The organism is Velocimicrobium porci (genome assembly GCF_009696045.1).
Classification (GTDB): Bacteria; Bacillota; Clostridia; order Lachnospirales; family Lachnospiraceae; genus Velocimicrobium; species Velocimicrobium porci.
The window spans coordinates 144,676-162,883 of the sequence record NZ_VUMT01000004.1 but is presented as its reverse complement, the minus strand read 5'-3'; the positions used below and the strand labels follow the sequence as shown (position 1 = coordinate 162,883).

The following is an 18,208-nucleotide window of genomic DNA, read 5'->3' as shown; positions in this document are numbered from 1 at the left end:
ATCACCTAATGAGTATGAAAAGAAATATTGGATAAAATTAAGACACTTGGAAATAAATGCGGCATAAGACAGAATATTGAGGTGAAAAGTTCACGTTTAACTTGTACTTTTTCTTGACATAGGACCAAATGTATGGACGGAATCTGGTAGGAAAGCGATTCAGCAGATACAGGCAGGGGATTTAGTTTATGCAAGAGATGAGGAAACCGGAGAGGTTGGATTAAAAAAAGTAAAACAGGTGTATGAAACGGAGGCACATACGGTTTATACGATTACGCTGGGAGAAGGGGAAACGGAACCGATACGGACTACGAATTATCATCCGTTTTATGAAAAAGAAAAGGGATGGGTCTGTGCAATTCAGTTGCAGGTGGGAGACCGGTTGTGTACAATAGAAGGAGAAGAGGAAGTTGTCACTTCGATTGAGAAGGAACGGGTGGAAGAAGGAGTTCTCGTCTATAACTTTGAAGTCGAGGAGTGGAATTCGTATTATGTGGCAGAAGGGAAAGTGCTGGTACATAATGCGGCGAAACGGTGTGGGCTTGTTAAGCGGTTGCGGAGTAAGGGTGGTAGAGAGACTAAAGCATTTGATATTGTTGGATATGGAGAAAAAACCTCTGGACTAGAAAATCATCATGGAGTTCTAGATGTATGGGCAACCCATAATATTGATGGTTATAAATCAAGGGCAAGTAAATCTACAACAATAGCATTAACACCAGAACAGCATTCAGCTACAAAATCCGTATATAGGAATTGGTTGTATGAGAGAACTGGTAAAAAAGTAGGAGGAAAAGTTGATTGGACAAGTGTGTCACCGCAAGAAATACAAGCTTTGTCAGAAAAAATGTTTGATGCGGCAAATGTTCCTCTATCTGCAAGAAATGATTATTATAGAGAATTTAATCGCTATATTTATGGATTAGGAAATTAGAAGGGAGTTAGAAATGGATATTTTAAAATTGCTTGATAAAATCAGAAATACTTCAGAATGTATTGTTTATAGTCCTTGTGGCTTACCAGTTTTAAGTAATGGAGTTAGTTTGCCTGATGATTTAAAAGTATTTTATGAGAATTGTGGAGGCGTTTCTTTCTTTACCAGTAGCGAGTATGGGTTTACAATTGTAAGTCCAGAAGAAATGGTATTAGTTAATCCCGTCATTGTAGGGGAGCTTTGTGAAGAAGATATATCATCAGAGTGGTATATTATTTGCAAAGACTTCGAAAATAATTATATTACTATTGATTTAGCAAAAGAAAGGTTGGGAAGGTGCTATGATAGTTTTTGGGATAGACATGGAGTGGTTGGAGAATGTGCTATTGTTGCAAGAAATTTCACGGAATTATTGACTCAATTGTATCATAATGAAGGTAAAAGCTTATTCTGGCTAGATGATAATTTTTGCTATATAGGTGACGCTTATGATGAATTATAATATTTAATTATGTTTCTACTTAAGGACGCTCACAACCTAAAAATAACCTTAGTATCTCAATTAATCGGAATGGTTTATACCGAAGGTGATGTAATCCATGTAGATTAATTTGAAGATCCTAGGGCGAAATTTACCCTTTGGGTGTATATAAGGGCACCCGCAAAACTGAATATTGTTTCTTCAAAGATTTAGAACGTATTGTTTTCATGGCACTTGTTGCTGTGAAGACAATGCGTTTTTCTGTATGGTGGATGTAAAAAATAATCTCCTTAAGCGGTATTTCAGATATAAAAATTGGTCAAAAAGCGGTAATACATTTCAAGATTTTCTGCATTATACTGGTAATTTTAAGAAATACTTTTCTGTATATTCAAATCGTTGCACTCAGACCAAAGTGTCGGACAAAGTTTTCAGATTATGCTGGAAAGCCATACAGTATTGGCATTTCCACTAATGGAGAGATATAGTCGCTTCACAGAACGGATGTTTTGATAAGTACTTGAAAACTTTATATTATCTGATTTTACGTAAAAAACATCCAACTCTGCATTATTTCATGCTGTGGTGGTGTGAGTATTAAAATGGAACGATTGACTTGAAGGCGTCGTTGATTAAGGAAAATTAGAGAGAAGAAAGAGGGTGGAAGAAAGGAAGTGTGAAGGATGGGATGGCTCAGTGATACGTGGAATACGGTGAAAGAAAACGCAAGTGATGTGTGCCATGGAGTATTGGATGTGGCCGGATTTGTGCCGGGATTTGGTGCGGTACCGGATTTATTAAATGCCGGTTTGTATGCTGCAGAAGGAGATTGGGGCAATGCAGGGTTAAGCGCCCTGGCAGCGATTCCGATGATTGGAGATGCAGGAGCTGCGGTCGGAAAAGGCGGAAAGTATCTGTCCAAGGGCGGAAAATGGATTCTTGAAAAAGGCGGAAAACTGCTTAAAAATCGAAAAGTGGTAGAAGGATTAAACGCACTGAAAAAATGTAAGTATTTGGATTCCCTAGCAGATTTAAAAAAGCTGAAAAAAGGGTTTCAGCTGGGAAAAATGAAAACTGGAGCAAAGGCAGGATTTCAGAAAGGAAAGTCTTTGTTTGATGCGGTTGCGGAAAAGGCAAAAAATTGGCTGAAGTGTGAAAAGGGCTGCTTTTTAGAAGATACGAATGTATGGACGGAATCTGGTAGGAAAGCGATTCAGCAGATACAGGCAGGGGATTTAGTTTATGCAAGAGATGAGGAAACCGGAGAGGTTGGATTAAAAAAAGTAAAACAGGTGTATGAAACGGAGGCACATACGGTTTATACGATTACGCTGGGAGAAGGGGAAACGGAACCGATACGGACTACGAATTATCATCCGTTTTATGAAAAAGAAAAGGGATGGGTCTGTGCAATTCAGTTGCAGGTGGGAGACCGGTTGTGTACAATAGAAGGAGAAGAGGAAGTTGTCACTTCGATTGAGAAGGAACGGGTGGAAGAAGGAGTTCTTGTCTATAACTTTGAAGTCGAGGAGTGGAATTCGTATTATGTGGCAGAAGGGAAAGTGCTGGTACATAATGCGGCGAAACGGTGTGGGCTTGTTAAGCGGTTGCGGAGTAAGGGTGGTAGTTACTCTAATCTAAGAGATTTAATGTCACCAGAAGAAGTTGCTAGGTATGACGAGCATTGGCTTGATGTTGCAGAAAAGATAAGTAATGAGGCTCTTGATAATCAAATTGATTTTATTAAAAATGGTGGAATAACTAAGCCAGGAGGTGGTGCATATAAACCTGCAAAGATAAGTGCTGCTGTAGATTTAAATACTGGTGATATATATTTTGGATATAACGGTGCTAATAAGTTTAATCCTTCAATTCAAGAAATACATCCAGATTTACAACAAAGAATAAATAGAACTATGAGTCTGGCAGGAAATTCAATTGATAATGAATATGCAAGTAGAATGAGCTTTGAAAAGTGGAGTGTAGATAATTGTGCAGAAATATATTCTGTAAACAATGCATTACAAAATCAAGCAACGTTAGATAATATTTTTATTAATACAAAATATTTTAAGGATGGGAAATACGCTTTGCCGTGTCGAAATTGCCAAGTGACATTTGAAGGATGTTTATTCCCAAAACAATAGGATTGAAAGGAATGTTAATATTATGGAAAAAGTGACAGAGGAGAGACTAGAAAAAGCTGGTTGGGATGAAAAAAGAACAATAGATATATCTAATATTAAAGATGTGTATCAGAAGGTTGGGCTTGTCATGCCGAAGAATGTAGAAAATTTTTTGACTATATACGGTATGCTTGTTTTTGAAGGTGATGAAAGAAAAGAAAATTTGGAGTTTATCCCAGAAAAAGCACTAGGATGCAATTTGGATAAAGCATATTTTGAAGAGTTACTGGAAGAGTATGATATTAATGAAATAGTGTATCCTGTAGGGGTTGCTTGTAGAGAAAATTTAATGGTGTTAATGACTGAACAAGATGTATTTTATTGTTATACAGATGGGTATTTAGAAAAAGCAGGAGAGAATGTTGAACAAATGCTTGACTGTTTGGTAGGAGAATGCAATGAGGCAGTAGTAATAAGTTAAAGATGTATCAGCGGTATTTTTAAGGGGATTTGACTGGTAAAAATACCGCTGATTTTTAGGTTGTAATTTATTGGAGCGGGAGTAAGGTTACACAATTTAAACCGAGATGAGTATTCTAAAATGAAAGTATATTTTCTATTATGAGCGGTAGAATAACATAAGATTTCCGTTTGAAAAGCGGTAATTTCGATTCAAATTTTGCTTCAAAAGGCGGTAAATCACATACAGATTTTTGCCATAAAGACGGTATCGGATTCTTTTGATTTTGCTATCAAAGATAATACAGGAGCCCTTTTTCCTTTAGAAATCTAGCCATTTTCTAAGATTTTTTCGTAATTAAGTTTCACTTCAAGATGAATTATGACATTCAGAGACAGATAACTGACAATTCGCTGGGGCTCATGAATACAGACAACTAAGAGAATGAAGGATAATTCCCAACAACCTGCTCATCCACCGATACCGAAAAGTTCCATAAATCAGCAGGATATTTCTTATGTTATGGCATTTGAATTTTTGTATATGCTCGATTTTATGCGTATTTTCTGAAGTATGAAGTGTGATATCAAGAAACAAGATGAAAAAGGTGTATAAATTTAAACAAATCTTTTAAACATTTCCTGCCGACTTTAAGGAACTTTGGAAATCACAGACTATTTTCAGAATGACGCATATAGGCATAAGTTAACCAACAACGAAAAGGAGGTTGGCTTTTATGATTTATGGATTTATATCATCACTCGATGCTGAGACAACAAAGGTGTTTTTCAGAAGTAAGAAGATTCGTGGGAATAACATTTACAGTGCTGGAAGTCTTGGTGCACTTATATCGGTTCTGCAGAGTGGAGATGTAGTGTATGCGATTAGTTGTAATCGTTTTGCATCGGTGCGACAGGTGTATACCTTTGCAAGATTCTGTCATAAAAGGAGTATCATTCTTCATTTTGTAGCTGAACCTTATCTGGATATTGGTAATGGTAAGAAGTGGAGACCAGCAGTTGCCAAAGTCATTGCCAGCATGGTGGAGAGTGAGCAGAAAGTAAAGGGCATGATGGCACAAGGTTTTAAGATGAGTGATTCCCAGTGGGAGTATGTCTATCGGTGTTTTGAGATGAACCTTGCTATTGGTTTCAGCTGGGAAAAATGAAAACCGGAGCAAAGGCAGGATTTCAGAAAGGAAAGTCTTTGTTTGATGCGGTTGCGGAAAAGGCAAAAAATTGGCTGAAGTGTGAAAAGGGCTGCTTTTTAGAGGACACGAACATATGGACGGAATCTGGTAGGAAAGCGATTCAGCAGATACAGGCAGGGGATTTAGTTTATGCAAGAGATGAGGAAACCGGAGAGGTTGGATTAAAAAAAGTAAAACAGGTGTATGAAACGGAGGCACATACGGTTTATACGATTACGCTGGGAGAAGGGGAAACGGAACCGATACGGACTACGAATTATCATCCGTTTTATGAAAAAGAAAAGGGATGGGTCTGTGCAATTCAGTTGCAGGTGGGAGACCGGTTGTGTACAATAGAAGGAGAAGAGGAAGTTGTCACTTCGATTGAGAAGGAACGGGTGGAAGAAGGAGTTCTCGTCTATAACTTTGAAGTCGAGGAGTGGAATTCGTATTATGTGGCAGAAGGGAAAGTGCTGGTACATAATGCGGCGAAACGGTGTGGGCTTGTTAAGTGGTTGCGGAGTAAGGGTGGTAGTAATACCAATAAATTGTTTAAAAATCAATCCTTGTTAGATGAACATTATGGCAAACATGGTCAAGAAATTGCAGATGTTTTAGGTGATTCCAACTATTCTATTGATAAGTACTTAGATGATGCAAATTACATAATAAACAATGGAACATATGCACCAGAGTTAAATGGTTATGTGAGTTTTATGAGTGGTAAAAAATATGGTTTTGTAGGGCTTGACCGTACTACAGGAGATATAACCACATTCCATATAAAAAACATCTCTGAGTTAATTAAGAAAGCACCAAGTTTAGGATTTGAAAGGTAGGTATAAAATATGCGTATTGAAGAAATTAACTGGTTAGATATAGGGGGAGAAGAAGCAGTTTTAAAAGTTGTAAGTGATACAGAGTGTTTAGTTTGTTTTTCATGCCCATGTTCATGTGATGTTGGAGATGTATTAGCAGAACCGTTAGAATGTCTCGATACAGATAATATTATATTGTGTGAAACAAAGGACAATATTATTGAAAAAATGGAGGGCGAATTTAAGTATAAGTTAAGAGGTGAATTAAAAGATATGCAAAATGGGATTGTTGAGGTAAAGGGTTTTAATTTACATATTGATGAAGACAAAATCCCAAAAGATATGTCAAATGGGATGTGTATTCAGTTTGAAGTATCTAGAATTGATATTTGGTAATTTGTGACTCGGATTAATTGTAGATTAATTTTTTAGAACGCATTGTTTTCATGGTACTTGGTGCTGTGGAGATGATGCGTTTTCAGTATGGTAGATAATAAAAAAATAATCTCCTCAAGCGGTATTTCAGATATAAAAATTGGTCAAAAAAGCGGTAAGTGAGTCTCTGCTTTCATTCAAAGAAGCGGTATAGTTCAAAATGAAGAAAACATAATTAGTTTAGTTTCTCAGCCATTTCCTGTTGCCTTTAAGGAACTTTGGAAACTATAGATTATTTTCAGAATGACGCATATTGGCATAAGTTAACCAACAACGAAAAGGAGGTTGGCTATTATGATTTATGATTTTATTTCATCACTCGATGATGATACAACAAAGGTGTTCTTTAGAAGTAAGAAGATTCGAGTGAATAACATTTATTATGCTGGAAGTCTTGGTGAACTTACATCGATTCTGCAGAGTGGAGATGTAGTTTACACCGTTAGCTGTAATCGTTTTGAATCCGTGCGACAGGTGTATACCTTTGCAAGATTCTGTCATAAAAGGAGTATCATTCTTCATTTTGTAGCCGAGCCTTATCTTGATATTGGCAATGGTAAGCAGTGGAGACCAGCTGTCGCCAAAGTCATTGTCAGTATGGTGGAGAGTGAGCAGAAAGCAAAGGGAATGATGGCACAAGGCTTTAAGATGAGTGATTCTCAGTGGGAGTAGGTCTATCGGTGTTTTGAGATGAACCTTGATATTGGTTTCAGCTGGGAAAAATGAAAACCGGAGCAAAGGCAGGATTTCAGAAAGGAAAGTCTTTGTTTGATGCGGTTGCGGAAAAGGCAAAAAATTGGCTGAAGTGTGAAAATGGCTGCTTTTTAGAGGACACGAACGTATGGACTGAATTTGGTAGGAAAGCGATTCAGCAGATACAGGCAGGGGATTTAGTTTATGCAAGAGATGAGGAAACCGGAGAGGTTGGATTAAAAAAAGTAAAACAGGTGTATGAAACGGAGGCACATACGGTTTATACGATTACGCTGGGAGAAGGGGAAACGGAACCGATACGGACTACGAATTATCATCCGTTTTATGAAAAAGAAAAGGGATGGGTCTGTGCAATTCAGTTGCAGGTGGGAGACCGGTTGTGTACAATAGAAGGAGAAGAGGAAGTTGTCACATTGTTTTCAGCAACGAAGCAGTTAGTCTTAATTAGCTATTGAAGCATGTTAGAGTAATTCGTTATAATGGATATAGCAATGTATTCGAGAGTGTATAAAAATTATAAGGGGAGAGAGGAATCTATGGAGTTAAATTTTGTTGACGTTTTAAAAAAAAAGGCGAATCAAAAATTATTTGAAATGGAAGAACGATTTCAAACACAGTTTGAAAAATTACTGCCGCCATTTCAGACTAATTTTAAGAAAATTAGTCAAAATATCGTAGCACTGCAAAAGAAGAAAGAATTAGGATCAATTGCATATTTAGAATACACAATGTTATACACCAATGTTCTTCAGAAAAAATATATTGCAGAAATCAGGGTTTATGATGATATGTGGTATTTGGACAATTGTCAGATGACAGTGGGAACAATGGATTTATCCGACTACTTTCAACTAATGGATAAATTACAGGAGCAGTTATTGAAAGAGCGGAAACGATATCAAAATATGATTTCAAAGACAGAACTTTTAGAATATCTCGTTCCATATTTTCTTTCATTTTATGAATATTTTAGGGTAGTATGTCGGTTTGGAATCCTAAAATGTTTGGAATTTGAGGAATTTAAAAATATAAAAAAATGTGAGCAGTTTGAAATAAATGTAGGAACGTATATGGCGGATGCAGTACCAATTTATAAAGAAAATAAAAATAAAAGTTCAGAGGATGCACTTATTGAATTTCAAGATAGGGCAAAATTTCAATATGCATTTGAAGATTTTGCAGATCTTGATTTTTCAGGAGCGGACTTGTCAGAAATTGATTTACGTTATGCAGATTTAAGAAGAACAAATTTGCAAAATACAAATTTGCAGGATGCCTTACTTGTTAGTACAAGATTGTGTGACTGTAATTTAGAAAATGCAGATTTAAGATATAGCTACATGAATGAAGCAGATTTTACAAATTCGAATTTAAAAAACGCAAATTTATCTTATGCTGCGGGAGATAGTGGCTGGGATAAGAGTGAAGAATGGGAAGCGGTTGGCTTTCGTGGAATCAGCTTTCGAAATGCAAATTTGCAAAATGCAGATTTTCGAAAAACAAGTTTTTTAGGTGCAGATTTTACGGGTGCGGATTTAACAGGTTCTATTTGGAATCAAGCACATCTGGCGTTTATGAATTTTAGTGAAGAGCAAAAAAAGTCAATTATAATAAGGTAAAGAGGAGGATAGAATGCAAACAATATGGATTATTTTTTAGTACAGCAGAAGGAAATGCGAGCCATTGAGATTCAGGAAACTTTGCAAGAGGAAAATGTAACAATTTGCAAAGTGAAAAATATCGGACCAGTTGAAGGGCTTGACTATATACAAAAGAGAAATTTAGTAAGCAACCGTTTCAAGGAATTGTTGGAATTATACCAGCCAAAAGAAAAATATCAGCCATATGTATATATTAGCACGGAAAACCAGCAAGAAAAAACATTTTGGCACTGGAATATTACAGAATATCAGCCAAAGGTGGTTCAGTATAGAATAGATGGCTTGGTTCAATCGATAGAAGTTGATAATGGAGATATTCCTAGAATGTTTTATATTTGCTCACCTAAGGGGATTCGGTCGATTATTGTTCATTTATCGATTGCAGAAAGTGTGTTGAGGAGAGGATATTTGGGTTTGGAGTTTGTACCGGTAGGTTAAATAAGAACTTTATGTTTTGTATTTTGTTTCATGGGAAATTTCCTTGTATGTGAAATATGTTAAATTATAATTCCTATAGTATAAAAAAGAATATAATTTTCATGAGTGGAAAGGCACGAAATCGGGCATCTCAACATAAATTGTTAGAAAGCAATAATGTTGAGGTGCTTTTTTAATGAAATCATTTCCAAAGCCACTTAATACAGAGGAGGAAAAGGAGTACCTGATACAATGCCGGGAAGGAAGTAAAGAGGCAAGAGAAATACTCATTGAACGTAATCTTCGATTGGTTGCACATATTGCGAAAAAATATGGAACAGGAGAACGGGAATTGGAAGATTTGATATCCATTGGATCAATTGGGCTGATTAAGGCAGTGGATACGTTTGATATAAAAAAGGAGATAAGACTTGCTACTTATGCGTCACGTTGCATTGATAATGAACTTCTAATGTTTATGAGAAGCAGCAAAAAGCAATCAAGAGAGGTATATTTGTATGAACCAATTGGAAAAGATAAAGAGGGAAATTTACTTAATTTACTTGATGTTTTGGAAACGGAAGATGAAGATGTGATTGAGCATATGGACTTGGATGAGAAAGTGAAGAAACTTTATCGATATGTTAGTAAATGTTTAAATGACAGAGAAAAGAAAATTATTCTTTATCGATATGGATTAGGTGGGCGGAAAGAAATTACACAGCGAGAGATTGCAGAAGTAATGGGAATATCAAGGAGTTATGTGTCCAGAATAGAAAAAAAAGCCCTAAAGAAATTGAAAGAAAGCTTTGAAAAGGAAGAGTTTGAATATTAAGTTTATAGAAAATGGGACTGATGCTTTAATTTGCAGCAGTCCTAAATTTTTCTGTTTTTTCCTCTCGTTATGAAAGGTCAGAAGTCGTTCATTTTATGAAAGATTTGTGTTATATTATTTGATGGGATATATTTACAATATGAGAGGATAGTTAGCAGAGTGTATGAAAGAATGTAGAATATTTTATGGATTGTCAGAGGAACAAAAAAATGCAGCAATTTCTCAACTGAGAGGAATTGTAAAAAAGTATGAAAAAGGTCGAACCGTAATAAGAGAAAATTATATCGTGAATGAAATAGGAATTCTTTTAAAAGGAAATTTGTGCATATCAAAATATACAGAAGAGGGAAAAGAACTTTTAATGCAAAAGCTTACACCTTCTTATCTTGTTGGTGCAGAAATTGCTTGTACAAGGAGAAAAGATTCTCCATATATTGTATATTCACCTAAGGAGTCCAGTGTATATTGGTTTTTAGCTGATAAAATTTTAAAACCGGGGGAAATCAATGAATCAATCAGAATGGTTATGTTCCAAAATTTGATGGTTTTTCTTGCGGATGAAAATATACGAAAGTATTACAAAATTGAATCCATTACAACGAAAAGTGTAAGGGAAAGAATTATAAAATATCTGGAGTTACAACGGAAAAAAGCAGGAGATGATTCGTTTTATATTAAATTAAATAGAGAACAGATGGCTAATTTTTTAGGAATGAATCGTTGTGTACTGTCCCATGAGTTGAAATTAATGGAGAAAGAGGGAAAGATAAGGTTAAAGAAAAATTATTTTGAAATTATAAAGTTGTAAAAAAACGATTAGAAATAAAATGTTGGTGTACTAACATATTTTTTTCAGTTGCCTTTATATAATGGAAGAAAATGAAAAAAGGAGAGAAAAGATATTATGAAAAAAATTATTGTTAGTATGATTTTAGCGTTCACTCTTACAGCCCTTGTTACAGGTTGTAACTCAAGCAAACAGGATGAAAGCAAAAACAAAGTGTTAGAAACCGATGTACAAAATCAGGAAGCAAAACAAGGGAAATTGGAAGGGCATAGTTTGTTTATTTTTTGTGGGGCAGGAATGAAGGATCCATTTGAAGAAATAGCAACTGAATTTGAAAAATTGACAGGATGTGTTGTTCAGGTTACTTATGGGAATGCAGCACAAATTCAAACGCAGATACAGACTGCAAAGGAAGGCGATTTTTTTATAGCAGGTTCGGCGGAAGAAGTAAGACCGGTAGCAGACTTTGTAGATGAATCGAAAGAATTAGTGAAACATATTCCTGTGATAGCGGTTGACCTTGAAAATTCGAAACATATTAATTCAGTAAAAGATTTGGCAAACGAGGGAGTTCGTTTGATTGTTGGAGATCCGGAAGCTACACCAATCGGTAAAATTGCAAATAAAATATTAGCCGATTTTTCAATAAAAGATAAAGTTGAGATTATATCTAATACAGCGACAGCTCCTGCGATGATGACAGCTTTAGAGACAAAAGAAGCGGATGCGGCTATTATATGGAAGGAAAATGTGAATGAGAAAAAGGCTAAAATATTAGATACCGATGAAATGAGTGTTTACATAAAAACAATACCGGCTGCAAAATTAAATACTTCAGAGGATAAAGAGGCTCAGGAAGTGTTTGAAGAATATTTAGATAGTGATTCTGTGAAAAATATTTGGACTAATTTTGGTTATGAGATGGCTGAGTGATGAAGAAAAGGAATACGATTAATTATTTTTTTACGGTGCTTCTTTTTCTTGTTACATGTTTTATTGCGAGTAATATATTTATTGTATTTTGGAAAGGAAGCCCTTATCTAAAAGAAGCCCTTCTTTCAGAAGAAATTCAATTTTCTATGAGAATGAGTCTGAAAACAGCTACCATTTCGACAATAATTGTAATGTTTTTTGCAGTTCCATCCGGTTACATTTTAGCTAGAAAGAAATTTTGGGGAAAACAAATTGTAAATGCAATACTAGAGATTCCATTATCGCTTCCTTATCTTGTTTTAGGGGTATGTCTTTTGACCTTTTTTTCAAGTCAGATTGGTAAAGAATTAAGAGAGCTTGGATTACCTGTTGTGTTTCATCAAAATGGAATTGTTTTTGTTCAATTACTTCTTAATATTCCATTTGCGATTTCAATGGTTCGAAGTTTGATAGAAGAGGTTGATCCGGGACTTGAATTAGTGGCACAGCAATTAGGGGCTTCTTCCTTTTATATTTTTTACAGTATTATATTCTTACTTTGTAAAAGAGGTTTTTTGTCAATTGCATTACTTTGCTGGTCAAGGGCAATTGGGGAATTTGGAGGAACATTAATGCTGGTTGGAGTAACCAGAATGAAAACGGAAACTTTACCAGGAAGTATTTATCTTAACATATCGACAAACCATATGGAGCTTGCAATGGCAACAGCAATTTTATTATTGATAATTGCAATGGCGGTTCAGTTGACGGGAAAATTTTTGAATCAGAAAAATATGAATCTATGGAGAATAGAACGATAATATGGAAGATATATTACAGGTAAAAGGGCTGGAATTACAGGTGGGGGAGTTTTTGCTTGGTCCGGTTGATTTAAATATAAATCGGGGAGAATTGTTTGCAGTCTTAGGAAAAACGGGAGCTGGAAAATCGCTTTTTTTAGAGCTGATTGCGGGCTGTTATAAAAACTATAAAGGAATAATTCAAGTGAATTCAAAAGCTCCAATAGGGATGGTGTTTCAAGACTATAAGTTATTTCCTCATATGTCGGTAGAGGAGAATATAGGATATGGTTTGAAATGCCGGCATATGAGAAAAAAGCAGATAAAAGAAGAAGTAGAAAAACTAAGTGAAATGTTGAAAATTTCTCATTTGTTAAAAAAGTATCCGAATACACTTAGCGGAGGAGAGAAGCAACGGACGGCGCTTGCACGAACATTAATCGTTCAGCCGGAAATATTGTTGCTTGATGAGCCTTTTTGTGCATTGGATCTGGTGACCAAACAGGAGCTTTATCAGAATATTATTATGGTAAAAGAAAAGTTTTTTTGTACCATTCTTTTAGTTACACATGACTTTAACGAAGCGTATTATTTGGCAGACAAAATAGGAGTATTGTCTGATGGAAAATTTTTGGCGGTGAGTGAAAAAGAAAAAATATTTGAGCAAGCCTGGCCAGAAGAAATAAGCCGATTTTTTGGAATAAAAGAAGGGAAAAATGAATATGGGTGTGAATATGACAAAAGAAGAATTATTTAAGAAGTTGAAAGAGTATACATATCAGTTGCTAAAAGAGCATAATCTTTTAGAGGAGGTTGTTTCTATTAATGCAAAAGGATTATCAAAGGAGGAAGCAATTGGCAGAACGAAACGAAAAGACTATCCAATTCTTACAGGGAAAGAAGTTATGATGTGTGCTACTTTAGATGGGGTAAAAGGACAGGCATTTACGGCATATCCCAGTCAGTTTCAAGGTACAATGAAAGAATTATTGGACATTGATTTGGCTACGGATGAATATGGAAGAGGATTATTTATTGCTGCATTAAATGCACTGTCAGCAAAACTTGGAATTGTTGATCGAACAGTGCATTGCAAAAATGCCGGTCCGGAAGAATGTGCTATAAAGTTGCGAGAATACTTAAATCAAAATTTTCGGATAAAAAAGATTGCCTTAGTTGGTTATCAGCCGGCCATGATTCATAGTTTGGCTTCGACTTATTTACTGCGGGTTTTAGATTTAAATCAAAAAAATATAGGTACTGAAATAGAAGGTATTCGAATTGAGGATGGAAATAGAGATTTTGTAGAAGTTATAGAGTGGGCGGAACTTATTTTGTGTACCGGAAGTACGCTTTGCAATGGAACAATTGTGGATTATTTAAAACTGGATAAAAGAGTGTTGTTTTATGGAACTACACTTGCAGGAGCAGCACCTTGTCTTTTGGCAGAACGAGTTTGTTTTACAGAAGAGAGCTGTATTTAAGAAAAAATAATAAATCGGACAGAAGGGATTGACAAAATAATAACAGTAAAAAATGGAAAGATTGGATTTTCCCATAAGGTTAAAAAAGCTTTCGTCTGAAAATGAAATAAAAAAACAAAGGAAAATAAGAATACTTTGCAAGAAAAAGCAAAAATATTAAAAAAAGAGAAGAAGAAAATAATTTTATAAAAAAAATTAAAAAAATTGTCAAAAAGTATTGTGTTAAAAAAATAACAGTGCTATAATAGAGAACGAAGAGAGAAGCTGATAAAAATTATCAGATAAAAGAGAACAAGGCGAATTAACAAGGAGGAAATGTACGATGATGAGATTTACATTACCAAGAGATTTATATTATGGAAAAGGTGCTTTGGAACAGTTAAAAAACTTAGAAGGTAAAAAAGCAGTCCTAGTATTAGGCGGCGGTTCCATGAAGCGTTTCGGATTTGTAGATAAAGTATTAGAATATTTAAAAGAGGCAGGAATTGAAACAAAATTATTTGAAAATGTTGAACCAGACCCATCAGTTGAGACAGTAATGAAGGGTGCAGAGATGATGAGAGAATTTGGTCCGGACTGGATTATTGCAATGGGCGGAGGCTCTCCAATTGATGCTGCAAAAGCAATGTGGGTATTTTATGAATATCCGGATACAACATTTGAAGAAATTATCCAGCCATTTTCATTCCCAACATTAAGACAGAAAGCAAAATTCTTAGCAATTCCATCTACATCAGGAACAGCTACAGAAGTTACAGCTTTCTCTGTTATTACAGATTATGCAAAGGGAATTAAATACCCATTAGCTGATTTTAACATTACACCGGACGTTGCAATTGTTGATCCTGAATTGGCAGAAACAATGCCTGCTAAGCTAACGGCTCATACAGGTATGGATGCTTTAACACATGCAATCGAAGCTTATGTTTCTACATTAAATAGTCCATTTACTGATCCACTTGCAATCAAAGCAATCCAGATGGTAATTGATTATCTTCCAGATTCTTATAATGGTTGTATGGAAGCAAGAGAGCAGATGCACTATGCACAATGTCTTGCAGGTCAGGCATTTTCCAATGCGTTACTTGGAATTGTACATTCTATGGCTCATAAAACAGGAGCAGCATTTTCCACAGGACATATTCCACACGGATGTGCAAATGCAATTTATCTTCCATATGTTATTAAATATAATGCAAAAGATAAAGTTGCAGAAGGAAGATATGCTGCAATTGCAAGAAGCATCGGTTTAGTAGGAACAGACGCAGAATGTGTACAGAAATTATGTAAAAAGATTGATGAATATAATGTAAAATTAAATATTCCAAAAACATTAAAAGAATTTGGAATTAATGAAGACGAGTTCAAAGAAAAAGTTGCTAAGATTGCCGAGTTGGCAGTTGGTGATGCTTGTACAGGCTCTAATCCAAGAGAAATTACACCAAAACAAATGGAACAATTATTAACATGTACATATTACGGAACAGAAGTTGATTTCTAAATTAAAAAGAGAAAATGATATACCTTTTTGATTTCTTATTGTAAATGAATTTATACACTCTGTAAACGACATAGTAAAGGGAAACTATGTTTCGCTTATAGAGTGTATTTTCTTATTTAAATAAAGTAACGTACTAGATTTTTTATGTCGAATAAAGTATAATCAAAGAGAATGTTATTTATGAATAGCAAATTATAAAAGTGGAGGCTAAAGTAATGTTTAAAATTGTAGAAAAGAAATACTTAGCAAACAATATCTATTTAATGGATGTTGAAGCTCCTCGTGTAGCAAAAAAGTGCTATCCTGGACAATTTGTCATTGTCAAGATGGATGAAAAAGGTGAGAGAATCCCTTTGACAATCTGTGATTATGACAGAGAAGCTGGAACTGTAACAATTGTATTTCAGGCAGTTGGAGCATCAACAAAGATAATGGCGGAATATGAAGTTGGGGAATATTTCCGTGATTTTGTTGGACCATTAGGATGTGCGTCCGAATTGGTAAGTGAAGATCCAGAAGAATTAAAAAAGAAAAAAATCTTATTTGTAGCCGGAGGAGTAGGTACTGCACCTGTATATCCACAGGTAAAATGGATGAAACAGCATGGCTATGATGTTGATGTTATTATCGGTGCAAGAAGCAAAGATTTAATTATCTTAGAAGAAGAGATGAAACAGTGGTCTGACCATGTGTATGTTGCTACAGATGATGGCTCTTATGGTTTCAAAGGTAATGTAAATGATAAGATAAAAGATTTAGTAAATAATGAAGGAAAAACATACGATTTAGTAATTGCAATTGGACCTGTTATTATGATGAAATTTGTCTGTCTTCTCACAAAAGAGCTGGGAATTAAGACAATAGTCAGCATGAATCCGGTTATGGTCGATGGAACGGGTATGTGTGGTGCCTGCCGTCTTCAAGTAGGTGATGAAGTTAAATTTGCATGTGTAGATGGACCAGAATTCGACGGACATTTAGTTGATTTTGATCAGGCAATGAAAAGACAGCAGATGTATAAGACAGAAGAAGGAAGAGCAATGTTAAAATTACAGGAAGGTGCAACTCATCATCATGGTGGATGCGGATGCGGAGGTGACAAATAATGGCAGTCGATGTATTGAAAAGAGTTCCGGTAAGAGAACAAGAACCAAAAGTGCGTGCTACAAATTTTGAAGAAGTTTGTTTGGGATATAATAAAGAAGAAGCAATGGCAGAAGCAGAACGCTGTCTTACATGTAAAAATGCAAGATGTATTCAAGGTTGTCCGGTAGCAATTGATATTCCTTCCTTTATTAAAGAAGTAAAAGAAGGACAGATTGCAGAAGCATACGGAGTCATTAGCAAATACTCTGCATTGCCGGCAGTATGCGGTCGTGTATGTCCACAGGAATCCCAGTGCGAGAGCAAATGTATCCGTGGAATTAAAGGAGAACCGGTATCAATTGGTAAGCTGGAGCGTTTTGTAGCTGACTGGGCAAGAGAAAATAATATTAAACCACAAGCACCGGAGAACAAAAATGGAAAAAAAGTTGCAGTAATTGGTTCCGGTCCTGCAGGTTTAACTTGTGCCGGTGATTTGGCAAAGGCAGGTTATGATGTGACAATATTTGAAGCATTACATGAAGCAGGCGGAGTATTATCTTATGGTATTCCGGAATTCCGTTTACCAAAATCTACGGTTGTACAATCTGAAATTGAAAATGTAAAATCACTAGGTGTAAAAATAGAAACAAATGTAGTAATTGGTAAATCTACAACAATTGATGAACTGTTAAAAGAAGAAGGATTTGATGCTGTATTTATCGGTTCCGGTGCAGGACTTCCAAAATTTATGGGAATTCCGGGAGAAAATGCAAATGGCGTATTTTCAGCAAATGAATATTTAACACGTTCTAACTTAATGAAAGCATTTGATGAGGATTATGATACACCAATTATCGGTGGCAAAAAGGTTGCTGTTGTTGGTGGCGGTAACGTAGCAATGGATGCTGCAAGAACAGCACTTCGTCTTGGTGCGGAAGTACATATTGTATATCGTAGAAGTGAAGCAGAGCTTCCAGCCAGAGTCGAAGAAGTACATCATGCAAAGGAAGAAGGAATCATCTTTGACCTGCTTACAAATCCAAAAGAAATCCTTGTAGATGAAAATGGATGGGTAAAAGGAATTGTTTGTGTTAAGATGGAACTTGGAGAGCCGGATGCTTCTGGAAGAAGAAGACCAGTAGAAGTAGAAGGTTCTGAATTTACAATTGATGTAGATACCGTTATTATGTCTTTAGGTACAAGTCCAAATCCATTAATTTCTTCTACAACGGAAGGATTAGATATCAATAAATGGCAATGTATTGTAGCAAATGAAGAAGATGGTAAAACGACAAAAGAAGGCGTTTATGCCGGTGGAGATGCAGTTACCGGTGCTGCTACAGTTATTCTTGCAATGGGAGCTGGAAAAGCTGCAGCCAAAGGAATTGACGAATTTTTAAATAAATAATGGTAATGCAAAAAAGGAAGAAGTTTTTTCAGAGCTTCTTCCTTCTTTCTATGTTTTATATAATCAAAAACGACCCTGAGGGAAGGGTCGTTTTTGATTATAAAATGAGTTTTTTGAGGATGGAGTAATATATTATGCACCCTAAATATAGGGAGTATAA

General features: G+C 35.6%; 20 protein-coding genes. All 20 read left to right on the top strand.

Translation table 11 applies throughout. The features are described 5' to 3' along the window. The first annotated feature begins 118 nt into the window (after positions 1–118). The 20 genes from FYJ58_RS15135 to gltA all read left to right on the top strand — a co-directional run bounded on the left by FYJ58_RS15135 (position 119) and on the right by gltA (position 18,048). Complete coding sequence (locus FYJ58_RS15135; protein WP_328597797.1) at positions 119–934, top strand: polymorphic toxin-type HINT domain-containing protein; 816 nt, start codon at positions 119–121, stop codon at positions 932–934. 13 nt (positions 935–947) lie between these two features. Then, on the top strand, positions 948–1,436 hold the full coding sequence (locus FYJ58_RS04445; RefSeq protein WP_154517827.1) for an SMI1/KNR4 family protein: 489 nt from the start codon (positions 948–950) through the stop codon (positions 1,434–1,436). 662 nt (positions 1,437–2,098) lie between these two features. Beyond that, positions 2,099–3,562 carry a polymorphic toxin-type HINT domain-containing protein gene (locus FYJ58_RS04440; protein ID WP_154517824.1) on the top strand — a complete coding sequence of 488 codons (1,464 nt, stop codon included), beginning with the start codon at positions 2,099–2,101 and terminating at the stop codon, positions 3,560–3,562. Between the two features lie 22 nt (positions 3,563–3,584). After that, positions 3,585–4,022: an SUKH-3 domain-containing protein gene (locus FYJ58_RS04435; protein ID WP_154517821.1), complete on the top strand. Its 438-nt coding sequence runs from the start codon at positions 3,585–3,587 to the stop codon at positions 4,020–4,022. Between the two features lie 715 nt (positions 4,023–4,737). Further along, complete coding sequence (locus tag FYJ58_RS04430; protein ID WP_154517818.1) at positions 4,738–5,169, top strand: hypothetical protein; 432 nt, start codon at positions 4,738–4,740, stop codon at positions 5,167–5,169. Further along, a complete protein-coding gene (locus FYJ58_RS04425) occupies positions 5,166–6,029 on the top strand; it encodes a polymorphic toxin-type HINT domain-containing protein (protein ID WP_154517815.1) in 864 nt (287 codons plus the stop codon). The genes FYJ58_RS04430 and FYJ58_RS04425 overlap by 4 nt, the downstream gene beginning before the upstream one ends. Positions 6,030–6,038: 9 nt before the next feature. Further along, complete coding sequence (locus FYJ58_RS04420; RefSeq protein WP_154517812.1) at positions 6,039–6,404, top strand: hypothetical protein; 366 nt, start codon at positions 6,039–6,041, stop codon at positions 6,402–6,404. A gap of 333 nt (positions 6,405–6,737) precedes the next feature. Further along, the gene (locus FYJ58_RS04415) at positions 6,738–7,115 is read left to right on the top strand and encodes a hypothetical protein (protein ID WP_154517809.1); all 378 of its coding nucleotides are present in this window, start codon (positions 6,738–6,740) and stop codon (positions 7,113–7,115) included. 50 nt (positions 7,116–7,165) lie between these two features. After that, complete coding sequence (locus tag FYJ58_RS04410) at positions 7,166–7,612, top strand: polymorphic toxin-type HINT domain-containing protein (RefSeq protein ID WP_154517806.1); 447 nt, start codon at positions 7,166–7,168, stop codon at positions 7,610–7,612. An 81-nt stretch (positions 7,613–7,693) separates the two neighbouring features. Beyond that, positions 7,694–8,776: a pentapeptide repeat-containing protein gene (locus FYJ58_RS04405; RefSeq protein WP_205839148.1), complete on the top strand. Its 1,083-nt coding sequence runs from the start codon at positions 7,694–7,696 to the stop codon at positions 8,774–8,776. A gap of 24 nt (positions 8,777–8,800) precedes the next feature. Continuing rightward, positions 8,801–9,256 carry a hypothetical protein gene (locus FYJ58_RS04400; protein WP_154517800.1) on the top strand — a complete coding sequence of 152 codons (456 nt, stop codon included), beginning with the start codon at positions 8,801–8,803 and terminating at the stop codon, positions 9,254–9,256. Positions 9,257–9,431: 175 nt separating this feature from the next. Beyond that, positions 9,432–10,070, top strand: a complete 639-nt coding sequence (gene sigK / locus FYJ58_RS04395; protein ID WP_154517797.1) for an RNA polymerase sporulation sigma factor SigK — start codon at positions 9,432–9,434, stop codon at positions 10,068–10,070. Between the two features lie 163 nt (positions 10,071–10,233). After that, positions 10,234–10,878 carry a Crp/Fnr family transcriptional regulator gene (locus FYJ58_RS04390; protein WP_154517794.1) on the top strand — a complete coding sequence of 215 codons (645 nt, stop codon included), beginning with the start codon at positions 10,234–10,236 and terminating at the stop codon, positions 10,876–10,878. 96 nt (positions 10,879–10,974) lie between these two features. Then, positions 10,975–11,790, top strand: a complete 816-nt coding sequence (gene modA / locus FYJ58_RS04385; RefSeq protein WP_154517791.1) for a molybdate ABC transporter substrate-binding protein — start codon at positions 10,975–10,977, stop codon at positions 11,788–11,790. Continuing rightward, the gene (locus FYJ58_RS04380; RefSeq protein WP_205839147.1) at positions 11,790–12,590 is read left to right on the top strand and encodes an ABC transporter permease; all 801 of its coding nucleotides are present in this window, start codon (positions 11,790–11,792) and stop codon (positions 12,588–12,590) included. The genes modA and FYJ58_RS04380 overlap by 1 nt, the downstream gene beginning before the upstream one ends. Position 12,591: 1 nt before the next feature. Next, positions 12,592–13,326: an ATP-binding cassette domain-containing protein gene (locus FYJ58_RS04375; protein ID WP_154517785.1), complete on the top strand. Its 735-nt coding sequence runs from the start codon at positions 12,592–12,594 to the stop codon at positions 13,324–13,326. Beyond that, positions 13,286–14,053, top strand: a complete 768-nt coding sequence (locus FYJ58_RS04370) for a Rossmann-like domain-containing protein (RefSeq protein ID WP_235912544.1) — start codon at positions 13,286–13,288, stop codon at positions 14,051–14,053. The genes FYJ58_RS04375 and FYJ58_RS04370 overlap by 41 nt, the downstream gene beginning before the upstream one ends. Before the next feature lie 322 nt (positions 14,054–14,375). Then, the gene (locus FYJ58_RS04365) at positions 14,376–15,554 is read left to right on the top strand and encodes an iron-containing alcohol dehydrogenase (protein ID WP_154517783.1); all 1,179 of its coding nucleotides are present in this window, start codon (positions 14,376–14,378) and stop codon (positions 15,552–15,554) included. Positions 15,555–15,769: 215 nt separating this feature from the next. Then, positions 15,770–16,660: a sulfide/dihydroorotate dehydrogenase-like FAD/NAD-binding protein gene (locus tag FYJ58_RS04360; protein WP_154517780.1), complete on the top strand. Its 891-nt coding sequence runs from the start codon at positions 15,770–15,772 to the stop codon at positions 16,658–16,660. Further along, complete coding sequence (gene gltA / locus FYJ58_RS04355; protein WP_154517777.1) at positions 16,660–18,048, top strand: NADPH-dependent glutamate synthase; 1,389 nt, start codon at positions 16,660–16,662, stop codon at positions 18,046–18,048. Before FYJ58_RS04360 ends, gltA begins: the two co-directional genes overlap by 1 nt. The last annotated feature ends 160 nt before the right edge of the window (positions 18,049–18,208 follow it).

Coding starts and splice junctions, on each gene's coding strand:
- FYJ58_RS04445 (WP_154517827.1), top strand. CDS start 948: ATGGATATTTTAAAATTGCTTGATAAAATCAGAAATACTTCAGAATGT.
- FYJ58_RS04415 (WP_154517809.1), top strand. CDS start 6,738: ATGATTTATGATTTTATTTCATCACTCGATGATGATACAACAAAGGTG.
- FYJ58_RS04410 (WP_154517806.1), top strand. CDS start 7,166: ATGAAAACCGGAGCAAAGGCAGGATTTCAGAAAGGAAAGTCTTTGTTT.
- FYJ58_RS04435 (WP_154517821.1), top strand. CDS start 3,585: ATGGAAAAAGTGACAGAGGAGAGACTAGAAAAAGCTGGTTGGGATGAA.
- FYJ58_RS04370 (WP_235912544.1), top strand. CDS start 13,286: ATGAATATGGGTGTGAATATGACAAAAGAAGAATTATTTAAGAAGTTG.
- FYJ58_RS04440 (WP_154517824.1), top strand. CDS start 2,099: ATGGGATGGCTCAGTGATACGTGGAATACGGTGAAAGAAAACGCAAGT.
- FYJ58_RS04420 (WP_154517812.1), top strand. CDS start 6,039: ATGCGTATTGAAGAAATTAACTGGTTAGATATAGGGGGAGAAGAAGCA.
- FYJ58_RS04380 (WP_205839147.1), top strand. CDS start 11,790: ATGAAGAAAAGGAATACGATTAATTATTTTTTTACGGTGCTTCTTTTT.
- FYJ58_RS04365 (WP_154517783.1), top strand. CDS start 14,376: ATGATGAGATTTACATTACCAAGAGATTTATATTATGGAAAAGGTGCT.
- FYJ58_RS04360 (WP_154517780.1), top strand. CDS start 15,770: ATGTTTAAAATTGTAGAAAAGAAATACTTAGCAAACAATATCTATTTA.
- sigK (WP_154517797.1), top strand. CDS start 9,432: ATGAAATCATTTCCAAAGCCACTTAATACAGAGGAGGAAAAGGAGTAC.
- FYJ58_RS04430 (WP_154517818.1), top strand. CDS start 4,738: ATGATTTATGGATTTATATCATCACTCGATGCTGAGACAACAAAGGTG.
- gltA (WP_154517777.1), top strand. CDS start 16,660: ATGGCAGTCGATGTATTGAAAAGAGTTCCGGTAAGAGAACAAGAACCA.
- FYJ58_RS04425 (WP_154517815.1), top strand. CDS start 5,166: ATGAAAACCGGAGCAAAGGCAGGATTTCAGAAAGGAAAGTCTTTGTTT.
- FYJ58_RS04375 (WP_154517785.1), top strand. CDS start 12,592: ATGGAAGATATATTACAGGTAAAAGGGCTGGAATTACAGGTGGGGGAG.
- FYJ58_RS04400 (WP_154517800.1), top strand. CDS start 8,801: ATGGATTATTTTTTAGTACAGCAGAAGGAAATGCGAGCCATTGAGATT.
- FYJ58_RS04390 (WP_154517794.1), top strand. CDS start 10,234: ATGAAAGAATGTAGAATATTTTATGGATTGTCAGAGGAACAAAAAAAT.
- FYJ58_RS04405 (WP_205839148.1), top strand. CDS start 7,694: ATGGAGTTAAATTTTGTTGACGTTTTAAAAAAAAAGGCGAATCAAAAA.
- modA (WP_154517791.1), top strand. CDS start 10,975: ATGAAAAAAATTATTGTTAGTATGATTTTAGCGTTCACTCTTACAGCC.